The organism is Microbulbifer sp. CnH-101-G (genome assembly GCF_052466775.1).
Genome location: NZ_CP174292.1, coordinates 1,848,704 through 1,872,375, shown reverse-complemented (window position 1 = coordinate 1,872,375; position 23,672 = coordinate 1,848,704). Strand labels below are relative to the sequence as shown.

General features: G+C 48.7%; 19 protein-coding genes. 10 read left to right on the top strand and 9 right to left on the bottom strand.

Going from position 1 to position 23,672, the window contains the following annotated elements:
- Window positions 1-477, bottom strand: a complete 477-nt coding sequence (locus tag ACJJID_RS08255; protein ID WP_444922293.1) for an Lrp/AsnC family transcriptional regulator — start codon at window positions 475-477, stop codon at window positions 1-3.
- A gap of 311 nt (window positions 478-788) precedes the next feature.
- Entirely contained in the window at window positions 789-1,706 is a 918-nt protein-coding gene (phhA, locus tag ACJJID_RS08250; protein ID WP_444922292.1) for a phenylalanine 4-monooxygenase, read from the bottom strand.
- Between the two features lie 84 nt (window positions 1,707-1,790).
- Between phhA and ACJJID_RS08245 the strand changes: the two genes are divergently transcribed.
- The gene (locus ACJJID_RS08245; RefSeq protein ID WP_444922291.1) at window positions 1,791-3,215 is read left to right on the top strand and encodes a TyrR/PhhR family helix-turn-helix DNA-binding protein; all 1,425 of its coding nucleotides are present in this window, start codon (window positions 1,791-1,793) and stop codon (window positions 3,213-3,215) included.
- Window positions 3,216-3,221: 6 nt separating this feature from the next.
- Here ACJJID_RS08245 and ACJJID_RS08240 read toward each other — a convergent pair whose 3' ends face one another.
- Window positions 3,222-3,539, bottom strand: coding sequence for a DUF962 domain-containing protein (locus tag ACJJID_RS08240; RefSeq protein WP_226648707.1), 318 nt, complete (start codon window positions 3,537-3,539; stop codon window positions 3,222-3,224).
- Window positions 3,540-3,681: 142 nt separating this feature from the next.
- Here ACJJID_RS08240 and ACJJID_RS08235 point away from each other — a divergent pair, with 142 nt between their 5' ends.
- Both ACJJID_RS08235 and ACJJID_RS08230 read left to right on the top strand, forming a co-directional pair.
- Window positions 3,682-4,905: a CaiB/BaiF CoA transferase family protein gene (locus ACJJID_RS08235; RefSeq protein ID WP_444922290.1), complete on the top strand. Its 1,224-nt coding sequence runs from the start codon at window positions 3,682-3,684 to the stop codon at window positions 4,903-4,905.
- A gap of 212 nt (window positions 4,906-5,117) precedes the next feature.
- Window positions 5,118-5,483 carry a VOC family protein gene (locus ACJJID_RS08230; protein ID WP_444922289.1) on the top strand — a complete coding sequence of 122 codons (366 nt, stop codon included), beginning with the start codon at window positions 5,118-5,120 and terminating at the stop codon, window positions 5,481-5,483.
- Window positions 5,484-5,799: 316 nt separating this feature from the next.
- Here the strand turns inward: ACJJID_RS08230 and ACJJID_RS08225 are convergent, their stop codons facing one another.
- Window positions 5,800-6,627: a hypothetical protein gene (locus tag ACJJID_RS08225; RefSeq protein ID WP_444922288.1), complete on the bottom strand. Its 828-nt coding sequence runs from the start codon at window positions 6,625-6,627 to the stop codon at window positions 5,800-5,802.
- A gap of 781 nt (window positions 6,628-7,408) precedes the next feature.
- Here ACJJID_RS08225 and ACJJID_RS08220 point away from each other — a divergent pair.
- From ACJJID_RS08220 to ACJJID_RS08195, 6 genes are all read left to right on the top strand, one after another.
- Complete coding sequence (locus ACJJID_RS08220) at window positions 7,409-8,809, top strand: tryptophanase (RefSeq protein WP_444922287.1); 1,401 nt, start codon at window positions 7,409-7,411, stop codon at window positions 8,807-8,809.
- A 369-nt stretch (window positions 8,810-9,178) separates the two neighbouring features.
- Entirely contained in the window at window positions 9,179-9,853 is a 675-nt protein-coding gene (locus ACJJID_RS08215) for a TetR/AcrR family transcriptional regulator (RefSeq protein ID WP_444922286.1), read from the top strand.
- A 27-nt stretch (window positions 9,854-9,880) separates the two neighbouring features.
- Window positions 9,881-11,239, top strand: coding sequence for an efflux RND transporter periplasmic adaptor subunit (locus ACJJID_RS08210; RefSeq protein WP_444922285.1), 1,359 nt, complete (start codon window positions 9,881-9,883; stop codon window positions 11,237-11,239).
- Entirely contained in the window at window positions 11,236-14,358 is a 3,123-nt protein-coding gene (locus ACJJID_RS08205; protein ID WP_444922284.1) for an efflux RND transporter permease subunit, read from the top strand. The genes ACJJID_RS08210 and ACJJID_RS08205 overlap by 4 nt, the downstream gene beginning before the upstream one ends.
- Before the next feature lie 981 nt (window positions 14,359-15,339).
- On the top strand, window positions 15,340-16,212 hold the full coding sequence (locus ACJJID_RS08200; protein WP_444922283.1) for an alpha/beta hydrolase: 873 nt from the start codon (window positions 15,340-15,342) through the stop codon (window positions 16,210-16,212).
- A 66-nt stretch (window positions 16,213-16,278) separates the two neighbouring features.
- The gene (locus ACJJID_RS08195) at window positions 16,279-17,016 is read left to right on the top strand and encodes a carbon-nitrogen hydrolase family protein (RefSeq protein ID WP_444922282.1); all 738 of its coding nucleotides are present in this window, start codon (window positions 16,279-16,281) and stop codon (window positions 17,014-17,016) included.
- Between the two features lie 120 nt (window positions 17,017-17,136).
- Here ACJJID_RS08195 and ACJJID_RS08190 read toward each other — a convergent pair whose 3' ends face one another.
- The 3 genes from ACJJID_RS08190 to ACJJID_RS08180 form a co-directional block, all read right to left on the bottom strand.
- Window positions 17,137-17,406, bottom strand: coding sequence for a hypothetical protein (locus ACJJID_RS08190; protein ID WP_444922281.1), 270 nt, complete (start codon window positions 17,404-17,406; stop codon window positions 17,137-17,139).
- A gap of 181 nt (window positions 17,407-17,587) precedes the next feature.
- A complete protein-coding gene (locus tag ACJJID_RS08185; RefSeq protein ID WP_444922280.1) occupies window positions 17,588-18,229 on the bottom strand; it encodes a hypothetical protein in 642 nt (213 codons plus the stop codon).
- Window positions 18,230-18,523: 294 nt separating this feature from the next.
- Window positions 18,524-18,901, bottom strand: a complete 378-nt coding sequence (locus ACJJID_RS08180) for a hypothetical protein (RefSeq protein ID WP_444922279.1) — start codon at window positions 18,899-18,901, stop codon at window positions 18,524-18,526.
- A gap of 674 nt (window positions 18,902-19,575) precedes the next feature.
- Here ACJJID_RS08180 and ACJJID_RS08175 point away from each other — a divergent pair.
- Window positions 19,576-21,537 carry a GMC family oxidoreductase gene (locus ACJJID_RS08175; RefSeq protein WP_444922278.1) on the top strand — a complete coding sequence of 654 codons (1,962 nt, stop codon included), beginning with the start codon at window positions 19,576-19,578 and terminating at the stop codon, window positions 21,535-21,537.
- A 58-nt stretch (window positions 21,538-21,595) separates the two neighbouring features.
- Here the strand turns inward: ACJJID_RS08175 and asnS are convergent, their stop codons facing one another.
- Both asnS and ACJJID_RS08165 read right to left on the bottom strand, forming a co-directional pair.
- Window positions 21,596-23,002, bottom strand: a complete 1,407-nt coding sequence (gene asnS, locus ACJJID_RS08170) for an asparagine--tRNA ligase (protein WP_444922277.1) — start codon at window positions 23,000-23,002, stop codon at window positions 21,596-21,598.
- Window positions 23,003-23,219: 217 nt separating this feature from the next.
- Window positions 23,220-23,516 carry a hypothetical protein gene (locus ACJJID_RS08165; RefSeq protein WP_152453716.1) on the bottom strand — a complete coding sequence of 99 codons (297 nt, stop codon included), beginning with the start codon at window positions 23,514-23,516 and terminating at the stop codon, window positions 23,220-23,222.
- Between the last annotated feature and the right edge of the window lie 156 nt (window positions 23,517-23,672).

Below are 23,672 nucleotides of genomic sequence, written 5' to 3'. Positions count from 1 at the left end.
TCACTCCGGGTTCTCTGAGGGGATGGGCAGTTCAGTGGTGCTTTTGATCTGCTCCAGGGCGAAATTCGAAATAATATCGCTAATGCCTACGTGCCTAATCAATTCCTTGTAAAAGCGGTCGTAGGCAGAAATATCGCTCACCACCACCCGTAGCAAGTAGTCGTAGTCCCCGGCCATGCGGTAGCAGTCCACCACTTCCGGCAGCTGTGCCACATGTTTGGAGAAGGCTTCAGCCCATTCTGGGGTGTGCTGATCCGTTTTTACCTGGGCGAAAACCGAAACCGGCAGCCCCAGAATTTCCGCATTGAGCAGGGCGACTTTGCGGCGAATGATGCCGCTTTTTTCCAGCTTCTGCACCCGGCGCCAGCAGGGGGTTTTAGTGAGTCCCACACGCTCCGCCAGCTCCTCAATAGAAAGGCTGACGTCCGATTGCAGAATAGCGAGCAGGTGTCTATCAATCGCGTCAAGTGAGGACATAGTGCTACAGCGCTCCCCGTAACCTAGGGCCTTGTTTCCCTTCGTTGAAATTCATGCCCTCACTGGCTTTGCCCTGGCGGTGGTTGGATGTTCTGGGTGGCTGGAAGGCTGGCAGGTAGTTTGCCTCTTCCTTTTCCACCTGACGTAACGATAGGCTCAGGGGAATTGCGCCGGTAGTGGAATTTTCCCCAAGTGCAACGTCGATGAGAGCAGTTTGTGCAAATGGGTGGGGTCGGGCGGGCGCTCGGCTGGGATTTAAAAGTGGACAGGTGAGAGAGCCGGGTGCTGCGGCAGCACCCGGCAGTTAACGTTTAAGCGGCGTTCTTCGGTGGGAAGCGGGGCTCGAAAAGGCCCAGTTTGATAGCCTCACGTACCTTGGCCATCAGGTCAATTTCGGTGAGCTCCTGCAGCTGCTGCAAATCGCTCAACACATAGTAAATAGGCTGCACGATATCAATTCGATAGGGCGTACGCAGTGCGTCGATGGCGCTGAAGTCGTAGCGCTCAGGTTCATGACTGAGTGCGTAGAGGGTTTCCTTCGGGGAGGAAAGAATACCGCCGCCGTAAATACGCAGGCCGTCCCCGGTATTGAGCAGGCCAAACTCCACGGTGAACCAATAGAGTCTCGCCAAATAAGCGCGCTCTTTAGGGGAGGCTTTTAGGCCCAATTGGCCGTATTTCTCGGTAAAATTGGCGAAGGCCGGGTTGGTCAGCATGGCACAGTGACCAAAAATTTCGTGGAAGATATCCGGCTCCTGCAGGTAATCGAACTCCTCCGGGGTGCGAATAAAGGTGGCAACCGGGAATTTGCGATCGGCGAGCAGGCCAAAAAAGGTTTCAAAGCCGATTAACGCCGGCACTCGCGCCACTTCCCAGCCGGTTTCCTTACGCAGTACCGAGGAGATTTCTTCAAGCTGTGGGATGCGATCGCGGGGCAGGTCTAGCAGCTCGAGGCCATGCATATACTCATCACAGGCACGGCCGGGCAACACGTCCAGCTGGCGCTCAATCAGGCGCTGCCAGGTTTGGTGTTCCAGCTCTGTGTACTCGATAAAGCCCTCAGCATTGGGCTCACGGGCGACGTACTGGGTGCTCTTCTTGGCTGCTTCTTTTTTCATGGTTTTGTCTCCTGCGGCCCGCCAACCCCCCGGTATATCGGAGGCTTTCGGCCCTGCCGCTGAATCCTTGTTGTTATGTGTCTCCCTTATTTTTAGCCAGGGGCCCGCCATTAGGGGAGTCTTAACAGGGAAGTATTGCGTCCTTCGCTACAAACCTCTTACACTTTTTGTAAAGAAAACTTTACAGGTGTGCCGGTGAGAGTCGAGATAACCTGCGCTAATCGTGTCGGCATTCTGCATGAAATTATGCAGATATTCGGCGAATATCGGATTAACGTTACCTCCGGGGAGCTGGGGGGTGACAGCGGGGACAAAGTCTACCTGTTGGCGCCGGGTATGCTCACCGCCCAGTACCAGGCTATTGAGAAGTCACTCTATCGTGTTCCCGGTGTGCAAAGGGTCAGGCGTATCTCCCTGTTACCTTTGGAGCGGAGATATTTTGAATTGGACACCCTGTTGCAGCATGTTACCGACCCGGTGCTCAGTGTGGACCGCGCGGGCCGGGTTATTGCCGCTAATGTCGCCGCCGCGCGCGCCTTTGGGGTCAGTCTGGACCGGGTACCGGGGTTGCAGTTACAGCGTTTCCTGCCCCTGATGCAAGTGGCCGAGTTACTGAGAGATTTTGCGGTGCCGCGTTTTGGGCTTCCAGTTGTGGTGCGAGGGCAAAATTTTCGTGTGGACTGGTCACCCATCGCCCTGGATAACACCGGCGATGTGGACTCTTTGGCCGGTGCCGTGCTGCGAATGCAGCCATCAGAGAAAAGTGAGTTTGCTGCGGGTCTCCCGCGCCCGGTGGCTCTATGGGATTTTGATTTGCGCCGCGAAAGTTGCCTGCAACTGCAGGATCTTTCTGAGTTGGATTCTCCATTGCTTGTTTATGGCGAGGCGGGAACGGGCAAAACGACCTTTGCCTGTGCGGTACATTATTTATCTCCCGCAGCCGCTCGTGCGGACTGCCACCGCTTTGTGCCTCAAGACGGCAGAATGGAATTCCCCAGGCATTTGCGTTCAACCGGAACCCTGATTCTTGAAGATCTGCACCAGTTGGACGATGAAGCCCAGCTGACTCTTGCCCGCCGCTTGCGCAGTCTGCCCCCTTCAATTCGCTTGGTAGCCACCTGCATCGAGCCCCAATCATTGGTGCCGGCCCTAGCCCAGCGCTTTAGTGCGCTCTCCTTAATGTTACCGCCCCTGCGCAATATGCGCCCGGCGCTGCCACGTTTTGCTGAAACACTCTTGCGACAGGAGTTTCACGGTAAAGAAGTTCCCACTTTGGAAGCGGGGGTGCTCGACCTGATTCGAAGGCACGACTGGCCGCATAACTTTAATGGTTTGCGAGACTACCTGACCGCTGCTGCGGGCGGTTGCAAACGCCGAGGAGTCTGCACTATCGCGATTGAGGATCTTCCGGATTTAACCGTGCGGACGAGCTTACCCTGGCGAGAATGGGGCAGGGGGTTGAGCTACAAGGAGATGATGGAGCAGCTGGAGCGATCATTGCTCAGTGAATTGCTGGTGGGAAGATCCTCCACCAGGGAGCTGGCCAAGGAGCTGGGTATTTCCCATACTGCAGTGGCCAACAAGCTGCGAAAATACGGCTTGTCGGCGCATAAAAAATAGACTGACTCAGCGCTCAATGCGGCCCAGTAGCATATCCTTAAACATCACAAAGTCCCCGATAAAGCTATAAAAGGGGTACTTAAAAGTGGCCGGGCGATTGTTCTCAAAAAAGAAATGCCCGATCCAGGCAAAACCATAACCAGCGAGAGGCGTAGCGGCAAACCATAACATATTGCCTGTGCTGATCGCGGCGATCACAGTAGCAAACACCAGGCTGGTACCAATAAAGTGCAGTCGTCGACAGGTGAGGTTGCTGTGTTCTTGCAGATAGAAAGGATAAAAGTCACGGAATGATTCAAATTTTTGGGCTTCTATAGCGGCCATGCTATGCCTCCTTATTTTTATTGCTAACGCAGTTTAAGGCCTATTCGCTGGTCTTCCAAGCTGGGCGTCTCCAGGCAATATCTGTTAGTCTGCCGCAAAAATTTATCGGGGATGCACCCCGTATTAGCGAAACGAGGAAGTTATGGCAGGACCGCTCGCGCATCTCAAGGTACTCGATCTCAGTCGTATTCTCGCAGGCCCCTGGGCCGGACAGGTTTTCGCCGATTTTGGCGCCGAGGTGATCAAAGTGGAGCGCCCTGAGCGGGGCGATGATACCCGCCACTGGGGCCCTCCCTACCTCAAAGACGCCGAGGGTAATGACACCGCCGATGCCGCCTATTACCTGAGTGCCAACCGCGGCAAGAAATCGGTCACCATCGATATCACCACCGAAGCCGGCCAGGACCTGATCAAACAGATGGCTGCCCGCTGCGATATTCTTCTGGAAAACTACAAGGTAGGTGGCCTGAAAAAATACGACCTGGATTATGATTCCATCAAGGCCATCAATCCCGGAGTTATTTATTGCTCTATTACCGGCTTCGGTCAAACCGGCCCCTATAAAAACCGTGCCGGCTACGATGCCATGATCCAGGGTATGGGTGGGTTGATGAGCATCACTGGTGTGCCCGAGGGGCAGCCAGGTGCCGGCCCACAAAAAGTGGGGGTGGCCGTTGCCGACCTGATGACGGGCATGTATGCGGTTTCCTCAGTGCTTGCCGCCGTAGTGCATCGCCAGCAGACGGGAGTGGGGCAGCATATCGATCTGGCACTGCTGGATACCCAGGTGTCCTGGCTTGCCAACCAGGCCCAGAACTACCTCACCTCTGGCAAAAGCCCTGAACGCCAGGGCACAGGCCACCCCAATATCGTGCCTTACCAGGCTGTGCCCTCACAAGACGGCTATTTTATGTTGGCCGTGGGTAATGATGACCAGTTCAAGCGTTTCTGTAAGATCGCGGGTATAGAACAGCTTGCAGACAATCCTGCTTATGTCAGCAATTCCTCACGGGTAATGGCTCGCGAAGAGCTGATTCCTCAAATTGAAAACGCTACCCGTCAGCAGAACTCCGCCTGGTGGCTAGAAAAACTCAGCGAAGCCCATGTCCCCTGTGGACCAATCAATACCCTCGAAGAGGTTTTTGCCGATCCACAGGTGCAAGCGCGAGGCATGGTGGTAGAGCAGGATCACCCACAAGCCGGCAAAGTTAAAACCGTACGCAACCCGGTACTCTTCTCCGAATCCGCCCTCGTCTACCAACAGGCCCCACCGGTATTGGGGGAGCACACTGAAGAAGTCCTGCGCGAGTTACTGGGGAAAGATGGGGAGCAAATTAACCAACTGCGCCGAAGCGGCGTTGTGTAGCCCTATCACGGGCCCGGCAGAATATTTTGCCGGGCTTAGCTCACAATACTGAGCCAGATATTACGGGGGAGAAGCAAAGAGCCTCCACTCTTAGGGCAAGCTGTGAATGCATCACTGTGGGCCCGTAATCGGCTTCATATTTTTTCATACGACCCAAGAAGCAGGATGTTCTTCGCCTATACCTTATAAAGCCAATAACACAGGGAAGCGTTATGCAACTGGATCACTTCAATATCACCGCACCTCAAGATCAACTACTGCGCGTGCGAGATTTCTATATAAAAGTCCTTGGTCTCATCGAAGGCGAGCGACCGAATTTTAAGAACAATGGTTTTTGGCTCTACGGCAACGGCAAACCAATCGTTCACCTGATGGAAGGCGAGGTTTCTGAAAAGCAACCTGCTAAGCCCTACTTAGATCATGTAGCTTTCCATACGGATGATCTTCAGCCGATAAAAGAACAATTGGATTCAATGGGTATTGCCTGCGAGCAGATGGATGTACCTGGCCGTAACCTCAGGCAGCTGGTGTTTTTTGATCCGGTGGGGATTAAGGTTGAGGTGAATGCGCTGGTTTAGCTACTAAAAGTTCTATCAAAGGCCATTAATACTGGGATACATTGCCGGATGGCTCGGAAATTGAATAGCGCTTAAATAAATTTTTCATTCGTGGCAATTCATTGCTGCAGATGAAGGTACCGGTGAGCTTTGTTGTGATTTTACCTCTTCAGACAAGGATAATGGGTATTGAGAGGTACCATAGATCTGTTTATTTTTTGTTCCTCCATTTTGGGTAAGGGGTGTAAATGTGGAAGTGACTTTGCAGAAATACTGTAAGATAAATCCAGCAAAGCCACTTTTCCCCACTTTTTAGAGCCGTAGGGTTTTACTAAATTTATTGGTGATTGCGATAAGCTTCTTCGAGCAGGTGTTGCAGCGGAAATTCTGCAGTGGGTAATTCATTGCCATGCTCATCTCTTGCTAAGACATGAATGGAGTGTTCATCCCCTTCGGGGCCAGAATGGGTTGATATATTTAGTTTGTATGGCTCTGCAAATTTGGCTTCATTACTGGACATGGAGATCGGGATATACAATTTTGCTTCCCCGTTTCCAAACCATAATGAATCAATAACAACTGCATTATCATGCCCGCTGTTAGAGTTTGAAGTTATTTTGCTGTTTAGTGATAGTCTGAGTCTGCTTCCATCGATGGTAAGCGTTTTGACATCGGTTACTTTGCTTGGGGTTACATCAACCAGGCGGCCTCCCACATGAAATAACGGCTGCCCTTGGTTTCCTGGTTGCTCTACACCGATAAAGCTGTCAGCTTCAGATACAAAGCCGTCAATATTGATCATTTGATCATTCGAATTTTGAATATCTAGCCCATGTATTTCGATGTTGAGTTGGCGGTATACCCAAGTGTTACCAACAGTGGCCTGATGGAAGCCGCCAAAAGAGTTAAAGTTCCTTACAGATAGCTTGGATGCATAAGGAAAATTCACATCTAGTGAAGTTATTACAGCTGGGGATGAAGAATTTGCTTGATCAACCGTTAAGGTTGCAGAGTTGGCTCCATTTAAGTCGAGGCCCGGGTATTGTAAGCTGGCATTAGATGAATTGATGTCTTGGATTTCGTATTTGAAAGTTTTTGCTTGCGCTTCAAAGGCAATAAAGGCTGCGGAAATGGCTGCTGTTGCTAAGGCGTATTTAGGGAGCATATAAATCTACTGCTTAATAATCGAGTTTTTACTAGGTGATAAAGGCAGTCTAAATAGAATACTACTGGCCTGCCTAATTAGTGTGTCTAGTGTCACACGAAAAAAAGATGTCTCAAGAGATTGAGGCTTAAATTTTGATGTGTGAAGTAAGTCGTAAAAAATTCCAGTTTCCTCAAGTAGTGATTCACCTAAGTGATATCTCTGAATTGAGTTTATCCCTCCTTGGTTAAAATCTTCCGATAATTTACGGGGAGCTTACAGTACGATTTTAACCAAGTAAATATTATTTGCTTTAAAGGTGTGTATTAGATTTGGTACCATAATTCCAGGTATGTTGAGCTTCCGTCCTCTAAAGTTTAATAATGGTTAGTTAAGTAGGTTTGGGGGAAGCGGTTCGTTATTTTTGGGGGGTTGAAGTTTGTATGAATATTTAAGTGCATAGGTTAACTTTTACAGTAAGTAGGTTATTGTATTGGCACGGTAAACAGCTATTTTTTTCGTTTCCTACTGTTATTTCACTAGCTATCTTTCTCGTATTTGGCACACTTGAAATTAAAAATTATCTATACCGATTGCCTTTCGGTAGGCATTACTGGTAGGCCATGCTAAAAGTATCTTGTTACCCACCTTGTCCCTGAGAGGCAGGGTATCTGGTGTACTTGTCACCTCTTCAATTCGCCTATTCCCCCCTTCATCTGTACTATATCCGCGTTAAAAACAGCATGCAGTGTGACTGAACTCAATATTTCAGTTCCCGCTGTCAGGATTGATAAGGAAAATAATGATGAAGCGTATTCCTGAGCCATTCCGCATCAAGATGGTTGAGCCGATCAAAATGACCACTCTGGCCGATAGAGAAAAGGCTCTGGCGGAAGCTGGTTTGAACCCTTTCTTGCTGCGTAGCGATGATGTCTATATCGATCTGTTGACGGATTCAGGCACTGGGGCGATGAGCGATAACCAGTGGGCCGGTTTGATGTTGGGGGATGAGTCTTACGCAGGTAGCCGCAACTATTACAATTTGTGCCAAGCGGTCGAGCACTTTTTTGGATACAAATTAACCGTTCCCGCCCACCAGGGTCGTGGTGCAGAGCAGATCCTGTTTCCCGCCCTGATTGAGCGCATGCGCCAGGTGCGTGGCGGTACCACGCCGGTCTTTATCTCCAACTATCACTTCGATACCACCGCGGGCCATATTGAGTTGAATGGCGGCAAGGCGGTTAATGTGTTGGACAAGCGAGCCTTTGATACCTTAACGGCTTATGACTGGAAAGGTAATTTCGATTTAGAGAGGCTGGTCGAGACCATTGAGGAGCACGGGGCGAATAATATTTGTGCAATTATCACCACGATAACTTGCAACAGCTCTGGCGGTCAGCCGGTTTCCATGGCGAATATGCGCGCTGTGTATGAGATAGCCACGAAATACGATATCCCAGTGGTGATAGACTCTGCGCGCTATTGTGAGAATGCCTACTTTATCAAGCAGCGCGAAGAGGGATATCAGGATAAGTCGATCCTGGAGATTATTCGCGAGATGTATCAATACGGCGATATGCTGACCATGTCTGCCAAGAAAGATCCCATGGTGAACATTGGTGGCCTCTGTTGTATCCGTGATCACGAGGAGCTTTTCCAGGCGGTACGAACCCGTTGTGTGCCTATGGAGGGCTTCGTCACTTATGGGGGCATGGCGGGGCGAGATATGGAGGCATTGGCGCGAGGTCTTTATGAGGCAGCCGATGAGAATTTCCTGCATTACCGCATCAGCCAGGTGGCCTACTTGGGTGAGCGCTTGCGCGAGGGTGGGGTGCCTATCCAGTATCCGACAGGTGGCCATGCAGTGTTTGTTGATGCGGCTAAGATTCTACCCCATATCCCACCGGAGCAGTTCCCTGCACAAGTTTTAACTAATGCACTGTACTTGGAGGCGGGTATCCGTGCGGTGGAGATTGGTTCCTTATTGCTGGGGCGTGATCCTGAATCCGGTGAGCAGAAGAAGGCGGATCTGGAGTTAATGCGCCTGACGATTCCACGGCGTGTCTATACCAATGATCATATGGATTATATTGCCGATGCGATCATAGAATTGCAGAACCGAGCACACGAATTGAAAGGTCTCGCTTTTGAATACGAGCCGCCAGTGTTACGACACTTTACGGCCAGATTTAAATCCCTGTAGTGAGCGGGAAGCTCAACAGGCATTTATCAGGTGATTTCTGTTGAGTCTCTTCTTTCGATAAAGGCCCCTAGCGGGCCTTTTTTTGTTTCTCGTTTGAAGTTCAGATTTGCAACTGCACGGTGATTCTCCCTTATCGCAACAGTCAGCCATGAAAGCTCTCCCGCCACCCATATGATGTTGAGCAGGGTATCCCCAGTCTTCAGCCGACATTAAGAGAGGCTCCAGGTTTTGACTGGTTAGTCGTTAACTGGGCGTTTATAGGTTGTACACCGGGGTGTACCAATCAGTTTTGACTTTTAAGTCCCTTTTCTAGCTTGTTTTCCTTTAAGCACTACTATTTAATTAATCACGTGATTAATTAAGTGGGATATGAAGTTGACGAAAACCACACCTACCCGTGGCCGCGGGCGTCCAAGGGACCCGGAGCGCGAGAAAGAGGTGCGTGAGGCCCTGATGCAATCCGCCCATAGGCTGCTTCGAGAGAAGCCGTTTCGTGATATCTCTATTCGAGAAATTGCTCAGGGTGCTGGAGTAAATTCCGCCATGATCAGCTATCACTTTGACGGTAAAGAGGGGCTGATTATCGAGGTTATCCGCGGCCAGTTTATGCAGTTCGGCCCGGCATTCCTCAATATGAGCTTGGAAGTAAAAGGGCCCACTTTAGAGACATTGAAGGAAGCGATGGCCTATATTATTCGCCTTTATATACGCGAACCCTGGATACCCCGTTTGATTGTGGGGGAGGTGGCCTCCAAACCCGGCCGAATGCGCGAATTATTTACCGACAGACTGGCTTCTGCACTGGGCCCAAAGTTGCGAGAACTTTTGCACGCACTTCAGTGTGCCGGCCATCTACGCCTAGATCTAGATATCAACCTGATGCCTATTTCATTTATCAGTCTGATCGCTTTTCCGTTTATTGCTGGGGACCCCTTTAAAGAAATTTTCGCTTTTATGTTGGATGAGGAAAACAGCGAAAAGTGGATTGATCACACAGTAAAGCTGCTGCTCCATGGAGTTGCCAATAACTCTGCAGCCGAGTAATAGTTGAACATTTGGAGATTGGTGGTGATGAATAAGGTCCAGCTAAAGAAACTGATGAATCGCCGCCTGGCGCTTCCTACTCTGGTAGCCGTGGGGGTTTTTATTTCCATGGCATTGGTCATGAGCAAGAATCCACCCATACACGATGTGCAGGATACATTGATTACCCCGGTACATGCGGTGCTGGTTCAAGAGCAACCATTGCGTGCGCGAGCCGTTGCTTATGGTGAAGTGAAACCCAGCACTTTTCTTGAAGCCAATGCCGAGGTGAGTGGTCGGGTGGTTTACACAGCGCCGGAATTGGAACGCGGCAATATGATCCCTGCCGGCACTTTGGTTCTGAAAATTGATGACACTAGCTACCAGTTGGCTTTGGCCAAGGCTGAGAGCGATTTGGCAGCCAATCGGGCAAATCTACAGGAGCTCAAAGTGGAAGAGGCCAACAGCCGGCGCTCTCAGGAAATTGCCGAACGCACGCTGAAGCTGGGTGAAAAGGAGCTGGAACGAAAACAAAAACTGGTGGCTAAGGGCACGGTTTCCCGCTCCAGTGTGGATGTTGAAGAGCAAAATGTGTTGCGCCTGCGCCAGGAAGTACAAAACCAAACCAGCCAACTCTCCCTGTTCCCAACACGCCGAAAAGTAATTGAGGCCCAGATCGCGCGGGCTGGGGCTCAAGTACGCGATAGTAAATACAACCTGGAGCGCACTCAGGTGATTTTACCCTTTGATGCGCGCATTGGTGACGTCTATGTAGAGGAGAACCAATACGTGGCCGGCAACGCGCGCTTGTTCGATGCCAGTGGCTTGGACCAGGTGGAAATTGCAGCGGAACTCCCCATGGTCCATGTGGCACCACTGTTGCGTAATCTCAGGCCAAGCAATGATCGTGTACCGGCCCCAGAGGATCTGCCCAAAATGCTGGTGGGTTTGGAGGCTCGAATCACCCTGGTCGGAGGTCCTGGAAACAATGAGTGGCAGGGCCGGGTGGTGCGCTTGGGCGGCACCCTGGATAGCACCAGCCGCACGCTTTCCGTTGTTGTTGCTGTAGATGATCCGTATGGCAAAGCCCTTGCCGGCAATAAACCGCCGCTATTTCGCGGTATGTATGCCCGCGTGGAGTTATTCGCGCCCGCCGCTTCGGCGCTGGCCATTCCCCGCCGCGCCCTGCACGAGGGAAGGGTATATCTCGTGGAAGATGGCCAATTGCGCCTGCGTTCGGTGCAGGTTGATTACCACCAGGGTGATACCACGGTGATTCGTGAAGGTTTGAGTCCTGGTGAGCAGGTTATTGTTACCGATGTGATCCCGGCTATTGACGGCATGGCGGTATCAGTGTCCGAAGGCCAACAAGCCGTATTCGTGAATACTGGAGGGACGCAGCAGTGATTCGTTTTTTTGCCGCCCACCCCACTGCGGCCAATCTATTAATGGTCGCACTGATGCTGAGTGGACTGTTTGTCCTGCCCAGTATGAAGCGTGAAACCATGCCGGAGATCGATAAATTCGAAGTGCAGGTCTCCGTTCCTTACGCCGGTGCCGCAGCTGCAGAGGTGGAAGACAGCATCTGTCTTCCCCTGGAAGAGGCCACTGATGGCATCAGTTTTATTGATGAGCGCTTGTGTGAGGCTAATGATAATCTCGGGCTAATATCCTTGAAGATGCAGGAAACTGGAGATATGAACCAGTTTGTTGCCGATGTGGAATCTGCGGTAGATAGCATTGATTCTCTGCCCGCAGAGAGCGAGCGCCCAATCGTCAAAGAGATGGGGCGGACTCAGGGTGTTGTTAGTATTGCTATCAGTGCTGATTTGCCGTTGCCGCAACTGAACCAATTGGCAGAGCACTACCGTCGCGAATTATTGCGTGATCCTGCTATCCCTATAGTGCGCATTTCGGGTTTCTCTGATCATCAGCTGCAGATCGAAATTTCCGATTACAACCTGCGCCAGTATGGGCTCAGCGTGATGGAACTGGCCAATATTATCGATCAACAGGCCATTGATATGCCTGCCGGTAAGGTGTCCACTCCAGACCGGGAATACCAGCTGCGTTTTACCGAAGAGCGCCGCACCGTAGAAGAACTGGAAAATCTCGTCGTTATTAAAGGCGAGGACGGTGCCGAAGTACGCCTTGGCGATATCGCAAAAATTTATGATGGCTTCGAGTTGGCGGAAGATAAGATTACTTTCGATGGCCATCGCGCAGCGCTTCTCAATGTTGAAAAGAATAGTGTGGATGACAGTCTGCGCGTGCTGGAAGCTGTGCGTGCTTTTGTCGATCGTGAAAATGAAAAGTTACCCGAGGGTATAAAACTGACCCTTACCCAGGATAGTGCTTCCATTGTTGCTGATCGACTGCAAATGATCATCTCTAATGCCTGGCAGGGCCTGATCCTGGTAGCTCTGGCGCTGTACCTATTCTTTGGTGGCCGCTATGTATTTTGGGTGGTGATGGGGCTTCCTGTCTCCTTTCTTGGCTCCTTTGCCTTGATCACCGCCATGGGTGTATCCATCAATATGATCAGTTTGGTGGGTTTACTTATTGCTATCGGCATTTTGATGGACGATGCCATAGTACTTTCGGAAAGTATTGCTAGTGAACACCGTGAGGGCGGTTCTCCGTTAGAGGCGGTAGTAAATGGTACCAAGCGCGTTGCCCGCGGAGTCCTGTCTTCCTTCGCGACCACTGTGATGGTGTTTGGTGGGCTGATTTTTATTAAGGGTGATATGGGGCAGGTGCTTAAAGTTCTGCCAATTGTCCTTATTTCAGTGTTGATCGTCAGCTTGATAGAAGCTTTCTTGATTCTGCCGGCACACCTGCGCCATGCGCTTGAGCATAAAAGCCGTACGCCCGCCTGGAAGCAGGCTTTTGCTAAACGCTTTGAAAGCTGGCGTGAAAGTGTAGGGCGCGCGGCAGACTGGGCTGTTAAATATCGCTACGCCTTTGTTGGTGGTGTGCTCGGTCTGTTCTTCTTGACCGTAAGTTTGTTGCCAGCGGGGATCGTGAAATTTCAGGGATTCCCCACTTTAGAGGGCGATCTGTTACAAGCTCGTATTCTAATGCCCCAGGGTACCTCCCTGCAGGATATGGAAAAACTGGTTGATAAACAGCTGGATGCACTTGAGCGGATTGCTGCAGAGCTTTCTGAAAAGGAAAGTGCCCCTCTCGTCAATCACACCAGTGTTACTTTTGGGGTTAATGGTGACGCCTTTGAAACTGGCCCCCATGTGGCAACGATCAATGTTGATTTACTGGCAGCCGAAGGGCGCAATACCAGTATGGATACATTGCGTCACGCTTGGCGAGAGGCTGCCGGTGAAATACCCGGAGCGATCGCCATTCTTTACAAAGAGCCCGTCCTCGGTCCCGCAGGCCGTGCAATCCACTTGCGCCTTGCCGGGCTAGAGCTGGACCAGCTGAAAGCGGTTTCTATCCGCCTGCAAAATTGGCTGCGAGGATACGATGGTGTAGTGAATGTGGTGGATGATCTACGCCCTGGAAAACCACAGCTAACCATTAAAATGCGTGAAGGTGCCTACGCTTCCGGCCTGGATGCCAGCAATGTCGCCAACCAGTTGCGCGCCGCTTATCAAGGAATGGAAATTGATGAGATCCAATACCGGGGAGAAACCTATGAGATCCAAGTGCGCATGGATGCGGATTCCCGCGGAGCCCTGAGCCGCTTCGATGAACTGGTAATTATCCACCCAGTGACCAAGCAGCTTGTCCCCTTGATTGCCATTGCCGATATTGAAATGAACCGCGACTATGCGCGGATTCAGCGGATAGATGGTGAACGGGTCGTGAGTGTTTTCGCGGATGTCTTCACAGAGAAAGCTAACGCAGGGCAAGTACTTGGAGATACCCAGGAAAAGTTTCTGGCTGAGTTAATGAAAGAATTTCCTGAGTTGCGTGTGGATATGGAGGGGGAGATAAAAAACAGTAAGGTCACCGGTGAATCCATCGGCCGCGCTCTGTTAATCGGTGCTATTGGCATCTACCTGTTATTGTCATTGCAATTTCGCAGCTATGTAGAACCTTTAATCGTGTTGGTTGCCATTCCGCTAGCGCTGATCGGCGTTATCTGGGGGCACCTGATTATGGGGCAGAATATGTCCATGCCCAGCATGATGGGCTTTGTCTCCCTAGCAGGTATTGTAGTGAATGACTCTATCTTGCTGGTGGAGTTTGTGAAGCGGCGTGTGCGAGAAGGCATGGATGTTCATAGCGCCGCTAGCCAAGCCAGCCGCGATCGCTTCCGCGCAATTGTCTTGACCTCGCTCACAACTGTCGCAGGACTTTTGCCTTTACTGTTTGAAACAAGTCTGCAAGCTCAGGTGTTGGTACCGCTGGTAACCAGTATTGTCTTCGGCATCAGTAGCTCAACCGTGTTGATTCTTTTGGTGCTGCCGGCGCTCTATGGGATCTTGGAGGACTTTGGGTTTACTGAGGCTCAGGAGGATGAAGAAGAAGTATTGTCTTGGGAAGGGGTATCCAAGACTTAACAATCTTACCAAGCCAAAAGCGGCGTAGATCCTTGTGTGGTGGCTTTTGGCTAGAAAGGCCATTGTGAATAAACTTCTAGGAGTTTTGAGTACATAGAAAGTAGATATGTAAAGCCTTACAGAGATAATGGCTCTTAGTATCAATTTTTAATTACGACATATTTAACTAAATGCTATAGGAAGCTTTCATACATGGCCCTATGAGATTGTATAATCGTGTTGGGCTCTAAGCTTCCTTAAAGTAACGCACCTTTGCTTCTTGTGATCTTTGGTGATTCAATTAACATCCGCAGAATTGGTTTGAAATTCCCATATATATTAACCCGACACCACCGCCTATAACACAAAGCAATTCCAGGTAATAGTTTATAGGAAAATCTTCTTTTCCCCTCCATTTGCGACCCGGGCCATAAAAAATTCCTGTGTCATGCATCTTTATGCCAACAGCTAACATCGATAGGCCGATGATGATTGGCCAGATTCTACCAATTGAGCCTGCCCCAATGAAATAGTAGATAAAAAATATAATTAATAGCGTTGTGAGGATACGATATGTCGGTTTTAGGGTGGTAGCATTGATTCTAACTTCTGTTTTTATTGCGTCAGCATTGGCAGCTTCTTCTTGACTTTTGTGCTTAATTGTTTTCCATTTTTGATAAGCAATCCCACAAGAGGGACATTACCAAGTGGGAGTGTTTTCAAAACCATTGCGTTCATAGTTACATTTTGGACAATTAATGTTGTCATAGGGTTTAATCATAGGGTGACAGGTATCGTATCATTTTTAATGGAAGGCAGTAAAAATGGTAATGCTACAAGTTGATGAGGTGTAGCTGGTGTGAATTGGTTATGGAAGGGGATGAGTTGTGATAATTTTCATAAGCTCTTAGCAGCTGAGTAGTTGTTTTGTAGTAAATGATCCTGTGGTGAGAGTGCCTTTTTCATTTATAAGATATTGATGGTTTGAAAAGTAAAAGTTGCATGAATAGATTTATATTTTTAGTGATAGCACTATTTTATATTGGTAGTTTAAATGCGGAAAGTCGCATAACGAGATCTTCTGATACGTTTGAACTAAATGATTCTGAAGTGTTTACCATTGATACTGCATTGTTGGGCCGGAAATACGATCTGTATATAAAAACACCTTCAGGGTATCTTGAAAAAGAAAATAAGGGTAAAAGGTATCCCGCGCTCTATCTAAATGATGGTCCCTATACATTCAAAGTTGCCTCAGGTGTAACACACTTGAAAAGCATGAATAAGGCGATTGTGATCGGTATCTCTTTTGCAAAAGGGGAGAAAGGGCAGTTTAGTCGAGTGCGGGATCTTACCCCTGTGCCTGATGATAGCTGGAAGCGCTATAAAACCGGCGGTGCTCCGGAGTACCTGAGATTTATCGAGAGTGAGGTAATTCCGTTTGTTGAGGAAAATTATCGAGCTAACCCCAAAAGAAGAATCTTGGCTGGCCAATCTTTAGGCGGCTCTTTTGGAGCCTGGGTATTGTTAAACAAGCCTGAGCTTTTCTCCAGTTATATCCTGACAAGCCCATCGCTTTGGTATAAAAATGAGATAATTTTTGACATTGAAGAAGAGTATTCGAAAAGGCATAAGTCATTAATTGCAAATATCTACCTTGCAACTGGCGCCCTGGAAACTAAAGAAGGCTCTGGAATGAATCATGACATGGTGGAAGGCCACAGGAAGTTTGTTGAGCTTTTACGCTCGCGAAAATATCAGGGTATGTACCTCAATGATGAGGTGGTAAGTGGAGCTGATCACTATTCAACCTTTCCTATTGGCTTGGCAAAAGGGCTTCGTTGGATTTATCAGGAGCGATGGAAAGATCTATAGTAATTTTAATTCAATGAGAAGTAAGGGTTAGCTCACATTTTAACTAAGGCTTTGTCGGGGTGTGAAATGAAAATTGCTATGGCTCAAGTTTATTCTATTAAGGGTGATTTTCCAAGAAATATAGATATTCATCTTGAGGCTATAAAGGTGGCTGGAGATATTGGTGTTTCTCTGATTGTATTTCCGGAGTTGTCTTTAACTGGTTATGAACCAGAAATAGCTAATGAGCTTGCTTTTTCATTAAATGACGAGAGGTTTGAGGTTCTTAAAGAGGCTGCTGCTCATTATGGCCTATATATTATGGTGGGAGCGCCATTGAAAGGTGATTGTTTGCCAAAGATTGGTGCAGTCATATTTATTCCTGATGGAACCGTCTTAACTTATGAGAAGAACTATTTGCACGAGGGAGAGGAAACTTATTTTTCTGCAGGTAATGACATAAGGTTCTTAGATATTAAAAATCACAGGATTGGGTTAGGCATATGTGCTGATATCAATAACCCTAAGCATCTTGAACAGTATATAAATGAGGGAGTTTCAGTCTATGTTGCTGGAGTACTGATTACTGCCGATGGGTATATTAATGATACAGCAAAGTTGTGCAACTACTCCTACGCACATAGGATACTAGTGGCTATGGCAAACCACACGCGGCCTACTGGAGGATGGCAGCCTTGCGGTAAGAGTGCTGCCTGGTACGCAGGGCATGAGGTAGCAGTTGCGGATTCAAGAAATGATTCATTGGTGATATCTGAGGAAGTTAATGGTAAGTGGTTATCCTGGGTGGTGTTATTAGATGTTTAGGGTGGTTTAGGTAGTCGGTCGAGCTGTTCCTATTCGTTTGGAAAAAGGCACAGGTGGTGTTATCAGGACCAATGAATGGTGTCTTTATATAAAGGCCTTTTGCTATACAAAATAGTCTTTTTATAGCTTTTCTGTATACCAAATCCTAGGAGTGCCAATGACTTCAGCCTCTTTGCGAGACTCATGTAGCTCAACGCTATTAACGAAAGCTTCAGCTTTTTCCTTGGAGGGGAATTCGTGGATAACAGTTAAATTACAGGGATTACCCACCTCTTGATACACTGATGTGTTTGTACTGCCCATCTGGTTCAATATTGGCATGAAATCTGTAAGAACCTTCTGCCATTTATCGAAATCTTTTACTGAAGCCTGCATAAATAGGTAAACCATCAGATACTTCTCTAGTATTGGTTGCTAGGGCGGTGATATCGTCTGATCTAACTATAGCATCGAATAATTCCCGCTCGATGTGGTCGATAGCAACCCGGCAAAAGAAAAATAGGCTCATTAAATTCTCCGCCGGGCTACAGCTGTAGGTTTCCTGATAGAGGATTTATCTCATAGGAAGAAATCAGTTCATCACTCCAAGCTTACAACCTTTGTTTTTGATCTTAACCCATTGACTCATAAAGTTGACCGGAGACGTGTAGGCTTCATAGATAACGGCCTGTCCCCAGGGAGTGACTGCGCCCTGCATGGGCTTTGAATAAGAAAAGGCTCCCATTACCCATGCGCTCTTGGTAACGCAGTCCCCGGAGGTTGGGAAGCTGGATGTCAGAGTTGGATTATGGTTGTAGACGAGGCTGGTGGAATTTAATAGCTGTTGGGCTCTGTTGACAACAGTTGCAACTTCAGTATCAGAGGCGGGGTGCACGTAAATAGTGACATCATTTGCCGAGCTAGGATAAAACATAACATCATTTACAATGCCATGGGTTTCACCAGAGGCAGAGTTTTGAGCCCAGACCTGCCAGCTGTTACCACAGATCTCATCCCAACTTTGCAGTCCGTTGGCATTCACCACAAATGGAGAAACGTGCCCGCCGCCTATAGTCTTTTTAATATTGCTAAATGAAGTTAGTGTTTTACCTGCCTGTATCATTACACCTATACAGCGCATGTTTGCTTGGGTGACGCCAAGGGCAGTGCTTAGATCACCTAACATATCGTTGCAGCTAGTTGCATTTGTGCGGCTGCGGACAAGGTTGGGCATTTCTATTCTCCTTTCTTGCAGATAGAGGGATATACAGTTTTTTATGTTTTTTTAGTGTTAACTTTTAATGCCAGCAGTAAATTCTTATTGGTGTTTGGGCGCACCAAAATTTTTATAATTATGTGGTTATGCTTATTTCGATGCTCTGTAAATAGAAATCTATTTTCGAGCGCCTTTAAGTGGAATGTGAAATGCTCCTTATTGGGTACATGTTTTTTAAAAAAATGCTATGTGATACTAAATATATCTTTGCCCCATTGAGGGAGATAGAATGATGTCTGCTTATGTGTGGATTTAAACTGCTTTATCAGAATGCTTAAATAATGTTATTGCGCTGAGAGACATTTCCTTGAGGAGTTCTATAAAGCGCTCAGTAGTCATGTTCCTTTCAGGGGAAATAAAATATTGACCAGAGGTGTGTTCAGTAATTTTAAGGCCGTTAGGGAGTTTTGTGCTCGCTGGAAAGCGACAGACCCAACCATTCAGGGTTGATTGGTTGATGCTTTTTTGGTCAAAGACTCGTATTCCTTTGCCGTTTGCAATAATAATAGTTCTGTTATTCAGGAAGGTTGTATCCAGTTTGGATATGAGAAATCCGAAGTTTTCTTTTTGCTCGAAGCGGCCAAATTTAGGCAAACAATTTGAATCGATATACATTTCTCTGAGGGACATCTTGCTCTTCCTATAAAAAACTGTCGGGGTTGGTATTTTTGTTGTTATTGACGTTTTTTCAGCTAAACATCTTGTTTTTGCTTCTTCCTGATTCTAAAAGCAAAAATATTTCTTTTATTTTTTATGCTTGTTGATCTTAATCATAACTGCGCCTCAGCGTTTGGCGCAACAAGTACGGTCGTTTTGTAGTAATATTGTATAAAATTTGAAAATTTTCGTGTGTTTTTTTCTCACCGATTGATTGTTTGTCGCTATTTGTAACCAAGGGATGATTGGGTGCAAAAAATAATCAAATAAAACCGCCTAATAACAGGCTGGCTTTTTGTCCGCCGATTTGTATTTTGGACTGTTGGTAATGTTAGTGATTGATAACTTTCTGAGAAGAATTTTTTGATGAGTCAAGTTTTTTCTATTTATGGGTTGCAGTTTCTTGAGTGGAAGCTGTGATGGTTTGGGTATAGGGAGGTGCCCGTTTTATTTTGAGTCTTGTTATTTGTCTTTTTTTGAGATGCCCGTTTTAAAACAGTGCTTCCATGATTGCTTAAAGGGCTGCTGTAGATAGGCTTGAGGAGCTTTAGTGGTGGTTTTCCAGTGGTTGGTTTTATCAGGTTGTACCGTTTTCACACTCCCAAGCACTCAATGCAATCTTAAAAACGTTAGAGCGAATAACCAGTATGGATAGAAAAAAAACACCCGACAAAAGAAAGGGTACGGAAGGCGTTAGCCGAAGAACTTTTACCAAGCGCGCTATTCAAGCGGGTTTGGCGGCTGGGGCTGTTACTTCCGGATTGGGCTCAGCATTTTCAGGCAGTTCCAACCAGTTTTATGATACTTACGATTATGTGATAGTTGGTTCAGGCGCAGGTGGCGGACCGCTGGCAGCAAACCTCGCAAGAGCCGGTTTTTCGGTATTGGTACTTGAAGCCGGTGCTAATGACCCTAGTGATGACACTCATAATATTCCCGCCTGGCACCCATTTGCATCCGAGGACCGCAAGCTGAGCTGGGACTTTTTCGTTAAACACTATGGGGATATCAATCAACAGCAGTTGGATGACAAATATATCCCGGGTAAAGGTATTTTATACCCTCGGGCCAGTACCATAGGTGGCTGCACCACACATCATGCGCTGATTACAGTTTATCCTCATAATAATGACTTTGATCGCATCGCCCAGGCCACCGGGGATAGTAGTTGGGCAAGCGGCAATATGCGGCGATATTTTGAGCGGCTTGAACGTTGCCAATATATTCCCCGTCCCATTTTTTCGAACCCCTCTCGCCATGGCTTTGATGGATGGTTGCCTACCAATAGAGGTAACCCTGCTTTATTGCTGGAAGACCCGGCGATATTAAAAATTGTCAAGGCGGCGTTGGCGAAATATGGGTTAGAGGGCGCTCTCGAACAGATTATTTCAGGCAACCTGCGCTTGGATATAAATCACTGGGATGTAGCCTCAGGGCAGGAAGGTCCTTTTATTGCCCCGATGGCTGCAGATAGTAGAAGTCGTCGCAAGAGTGTCCGCGAGCACCTTTTGGACACCCAAAGTATCTATCCGAGCCTGTTGCATATACGTACAAATGCATTGGCAACCCGGGTGATGTTTGATGGAAAAACAGCTGTTGGTGTGGAGTTTATGGAAGGGGCGAGCCTCTATAAGGCGGACCCCTATCACGATGGTTCGGGCTCGGCTGGCGTAATGCGCCAGGTAAGGGCCAGTAGGGAAGTGATTCTGTCTGGAGGTGCATTTAACAGTCCTCAACTATTGAAGTTATCTGGAGTTGGCCCAAGCCAGGAGCTGCTACAGCACGGTATTGATCAGGTGGTAAATTTGCCTGGTGTCGGTGAAAACCTGCAGGATCGCTACGAAGTGGGTGTCGTGAGTGAGATGGCTGAGGATCTGGCTCTTCTCAAAGATTGTACCTGGGGCGAGCAGGGTGACCCCTGTTTGAACCGATATCGCTACGGCTGGCTGAATAAAGGTCCATATAGTGGCAATGGCCCTGTACTGTCTCTAGTGAAGCGTTCCCGCCCCGATTTACCAGATCCCGATTTGTTTATTTTTGGTGCACCCTCTGACTTTCACGGTTACTTCCCAGGTTATTCCCAAGCGTTGAGGGAGTACAAAGATCGTTTCTCCTGGATTGTACTTAAAGGTCACACCAATAATACCGCTGGTCGGGTAACCTTACGCTCAGCAAATCCGCAAGATACTCCGGAGATTAATTTTCACTATTTTGATGAGGGAAATGGGGCCTTTGAGGAGGATCTGCAGGCGGTGGTCGAGGGAGTTAAAATTTCCCGGGATATTATGTCCGGGCCGATTGTTAGCAAGCGTGTATCCAAAGAGCTATTGCCCGGTAGTGAGGTACAGACCGATCAACAGGTTGGTCAGTTTGTTAAAAATCAGGCGTGGGGCCATCACGCTTCCTGCTCCAACAAAATGGGGCCTTCCAGCGACCCTATGGCTGTGGTCGATAGTAAATTCCGTGTGCATGGCACCAATAATTTGCGAGTGGTAGACGCTTCGGTATTTCCGCGTATTCCCGGCTTCTTTATCGTAGTGCCGGTCTATATGATCAGTGAGAAGGCCAGTGATGACATTATTGCATCGGCGATAGGTCTATCGACCTGATTGGGAGTGAGGTTTTTGCCAGTGCAAGAAAAAAGCCCCGCAGAGCGGGGCTTTTTCATCAGAACGAGATGTTCTTGGGTGTGCGGGGGAAGGGAATAACATCGCGGATGTTACCCATACCGGTCACGTAGGAGACGATGCGGTCGAAGCCCAGGCCAAAGCCCGCGTGAGGCACTGTGCCATAGCGGCGCAGGTCGCGGTACCAATCGAGGTGCTCTTTGGGGATGTTCATTTCGTCCATGCGCTCGTCGAGCTTTTCCAGTCGTTCTTCACGCTGGGCACCACCGATAATTTCACCGATACCGGGAGCCAGTACATCCATGGCGGCCACGGTTTTGCCGTCGTCGTTCATGCGCATATAGAAGGCTTTGATGTCCTTCGGATAGTTCAGAACAATAACCGGCTTCTTAAAGTGCTTCTCGGCCAGGTAGCGCTCGTGCTCGGAGGCCAGGTCGATACCCCAGGAAACGGGGAACTCGAACTTCTCGTTGCAGTTTTCCAGAATTTCGATGGCATCGGAGTAGTTGATGCGGGCGAAATCATTTCCGATGATATTCTCCAGGCGGCTAATGGCCTCTTTATCGATACGCTGGGCGAAGAAGGCCATATCGTCGGCGCGCTCTTCGAGCACCGCCTTGAATACATATTTCAGCATTTGCTCAGACAGATCGGCGATATCGGCCAAATCGGCAAAGGCAACTTCCGGCTCAACCATCCAGAATTCGGCCAAGTGGCGGGTAGTGTTGGAGTTTTCCGCACGGAAAGTGGGGCCAAAGGTGTAAACCTTGGACAGAGCCAGGCAGTAGCTCTCCACATTCAACTGGCCGGATACGGTAAGGTAGCTCTCTTCGCCGAAAAAGTCCTTGCTGTAATCAATGGCACCCTGCTCGTTGCGCGGCAGGTTTTCCATGTCCAGGGTACTGACCCGGAACATTTCACCGGCACCTTCACAGTCTGAGGCGGTGAGAATGGGCGTGTGTACGTAGTTAAAGCCGTTCTCGTGGTAGAAGCGGTGAATTGCCTGGGCAATACAGTTGCGCACACGGGCCACCGCGCCGCTGACATTAGTGCGAACCCGCAGGTGCGCATGCTCGCGCAGGTGCTCCATGGTGTGGCGCTTGGGGGACATGGGGTAGGTGTCCGGGTCTTCCACCCAGCCGACCACTTGAACTTCGGAAGCTAACAACTCAATCGATTGGCCCTTGCCCTCTGAAGGCTTGATGGTGCCAACAATATCCACCGCGCAGCCGGTGGTCAGGCGCTGTACTTCAGACTGGTAATTGTGCAGGTGATTCTCTGCAACTACTTGAATAGGGTCAAAGCAGCTGCCGTCGTGCACCGCCAGGAAAGAAAGGCCGGCTTTGGAGTCGCGACGGGTTCTGATCCAGCCTTGCACGCGAACTTCTTCGCCCTCGCGGCCGCTGGATTTCAATAGGCTATCTACGGATTCGACTTTTACTGTCATTTTCTATCGGTTTCTCGCTGGTCCTGAAGGTGGTGTTCTGTCAACTTGCCTAAAAGCTGACCACTCCACCAAGGTGAAGTTACGGCGGGCATATTGACCTTTTGCCGAGGGGAAATCCAGTCCCTTAGGTAGCGGGGAGGGGGAACAGGGCTGTTCGCCAAAGAAAGGGAGGAGGGGCCAGGTAAGAATTTGACGCCTAGCCCGATGCAATACAATCTCAGCCGCGCGGCTTTTTCACCGTGTGGAGCACAGTATCCCGTTCGAAAAAGACATAGAAGTCGCTGTATTCCCAGCGGGTAATAGCGGGCTCACCAATTGGGCCCTTGATACTGAGGGGCTCACCCAGGCGCGTGCTGATATCGTTTTTCTTCATTCCGCGAGCCTCACCAAAGGAAAGCTCACTGCCCTGGGAGCCCACAGGAATCTCCAGGGGTTTTGCCTGAGCGCCAAATGCCAAAAGAAGTGCCACGGTACCAGCAATTCGGGCCACTCCGTTGCGATTTCTGCTGAACATTTATTGTTCTCCGATTTAAGTGTTCGAATACGCCAGGCCATTAGAACAGAAAAAATGCCAAAACACTTGGACTTCTTCACGTTTTTATACCGATGAAGGCGCCTTGAAGAGGGAAAAAGGTTCGCGAGGGCTGTGAATGTGTGTGCTAGGCTGACA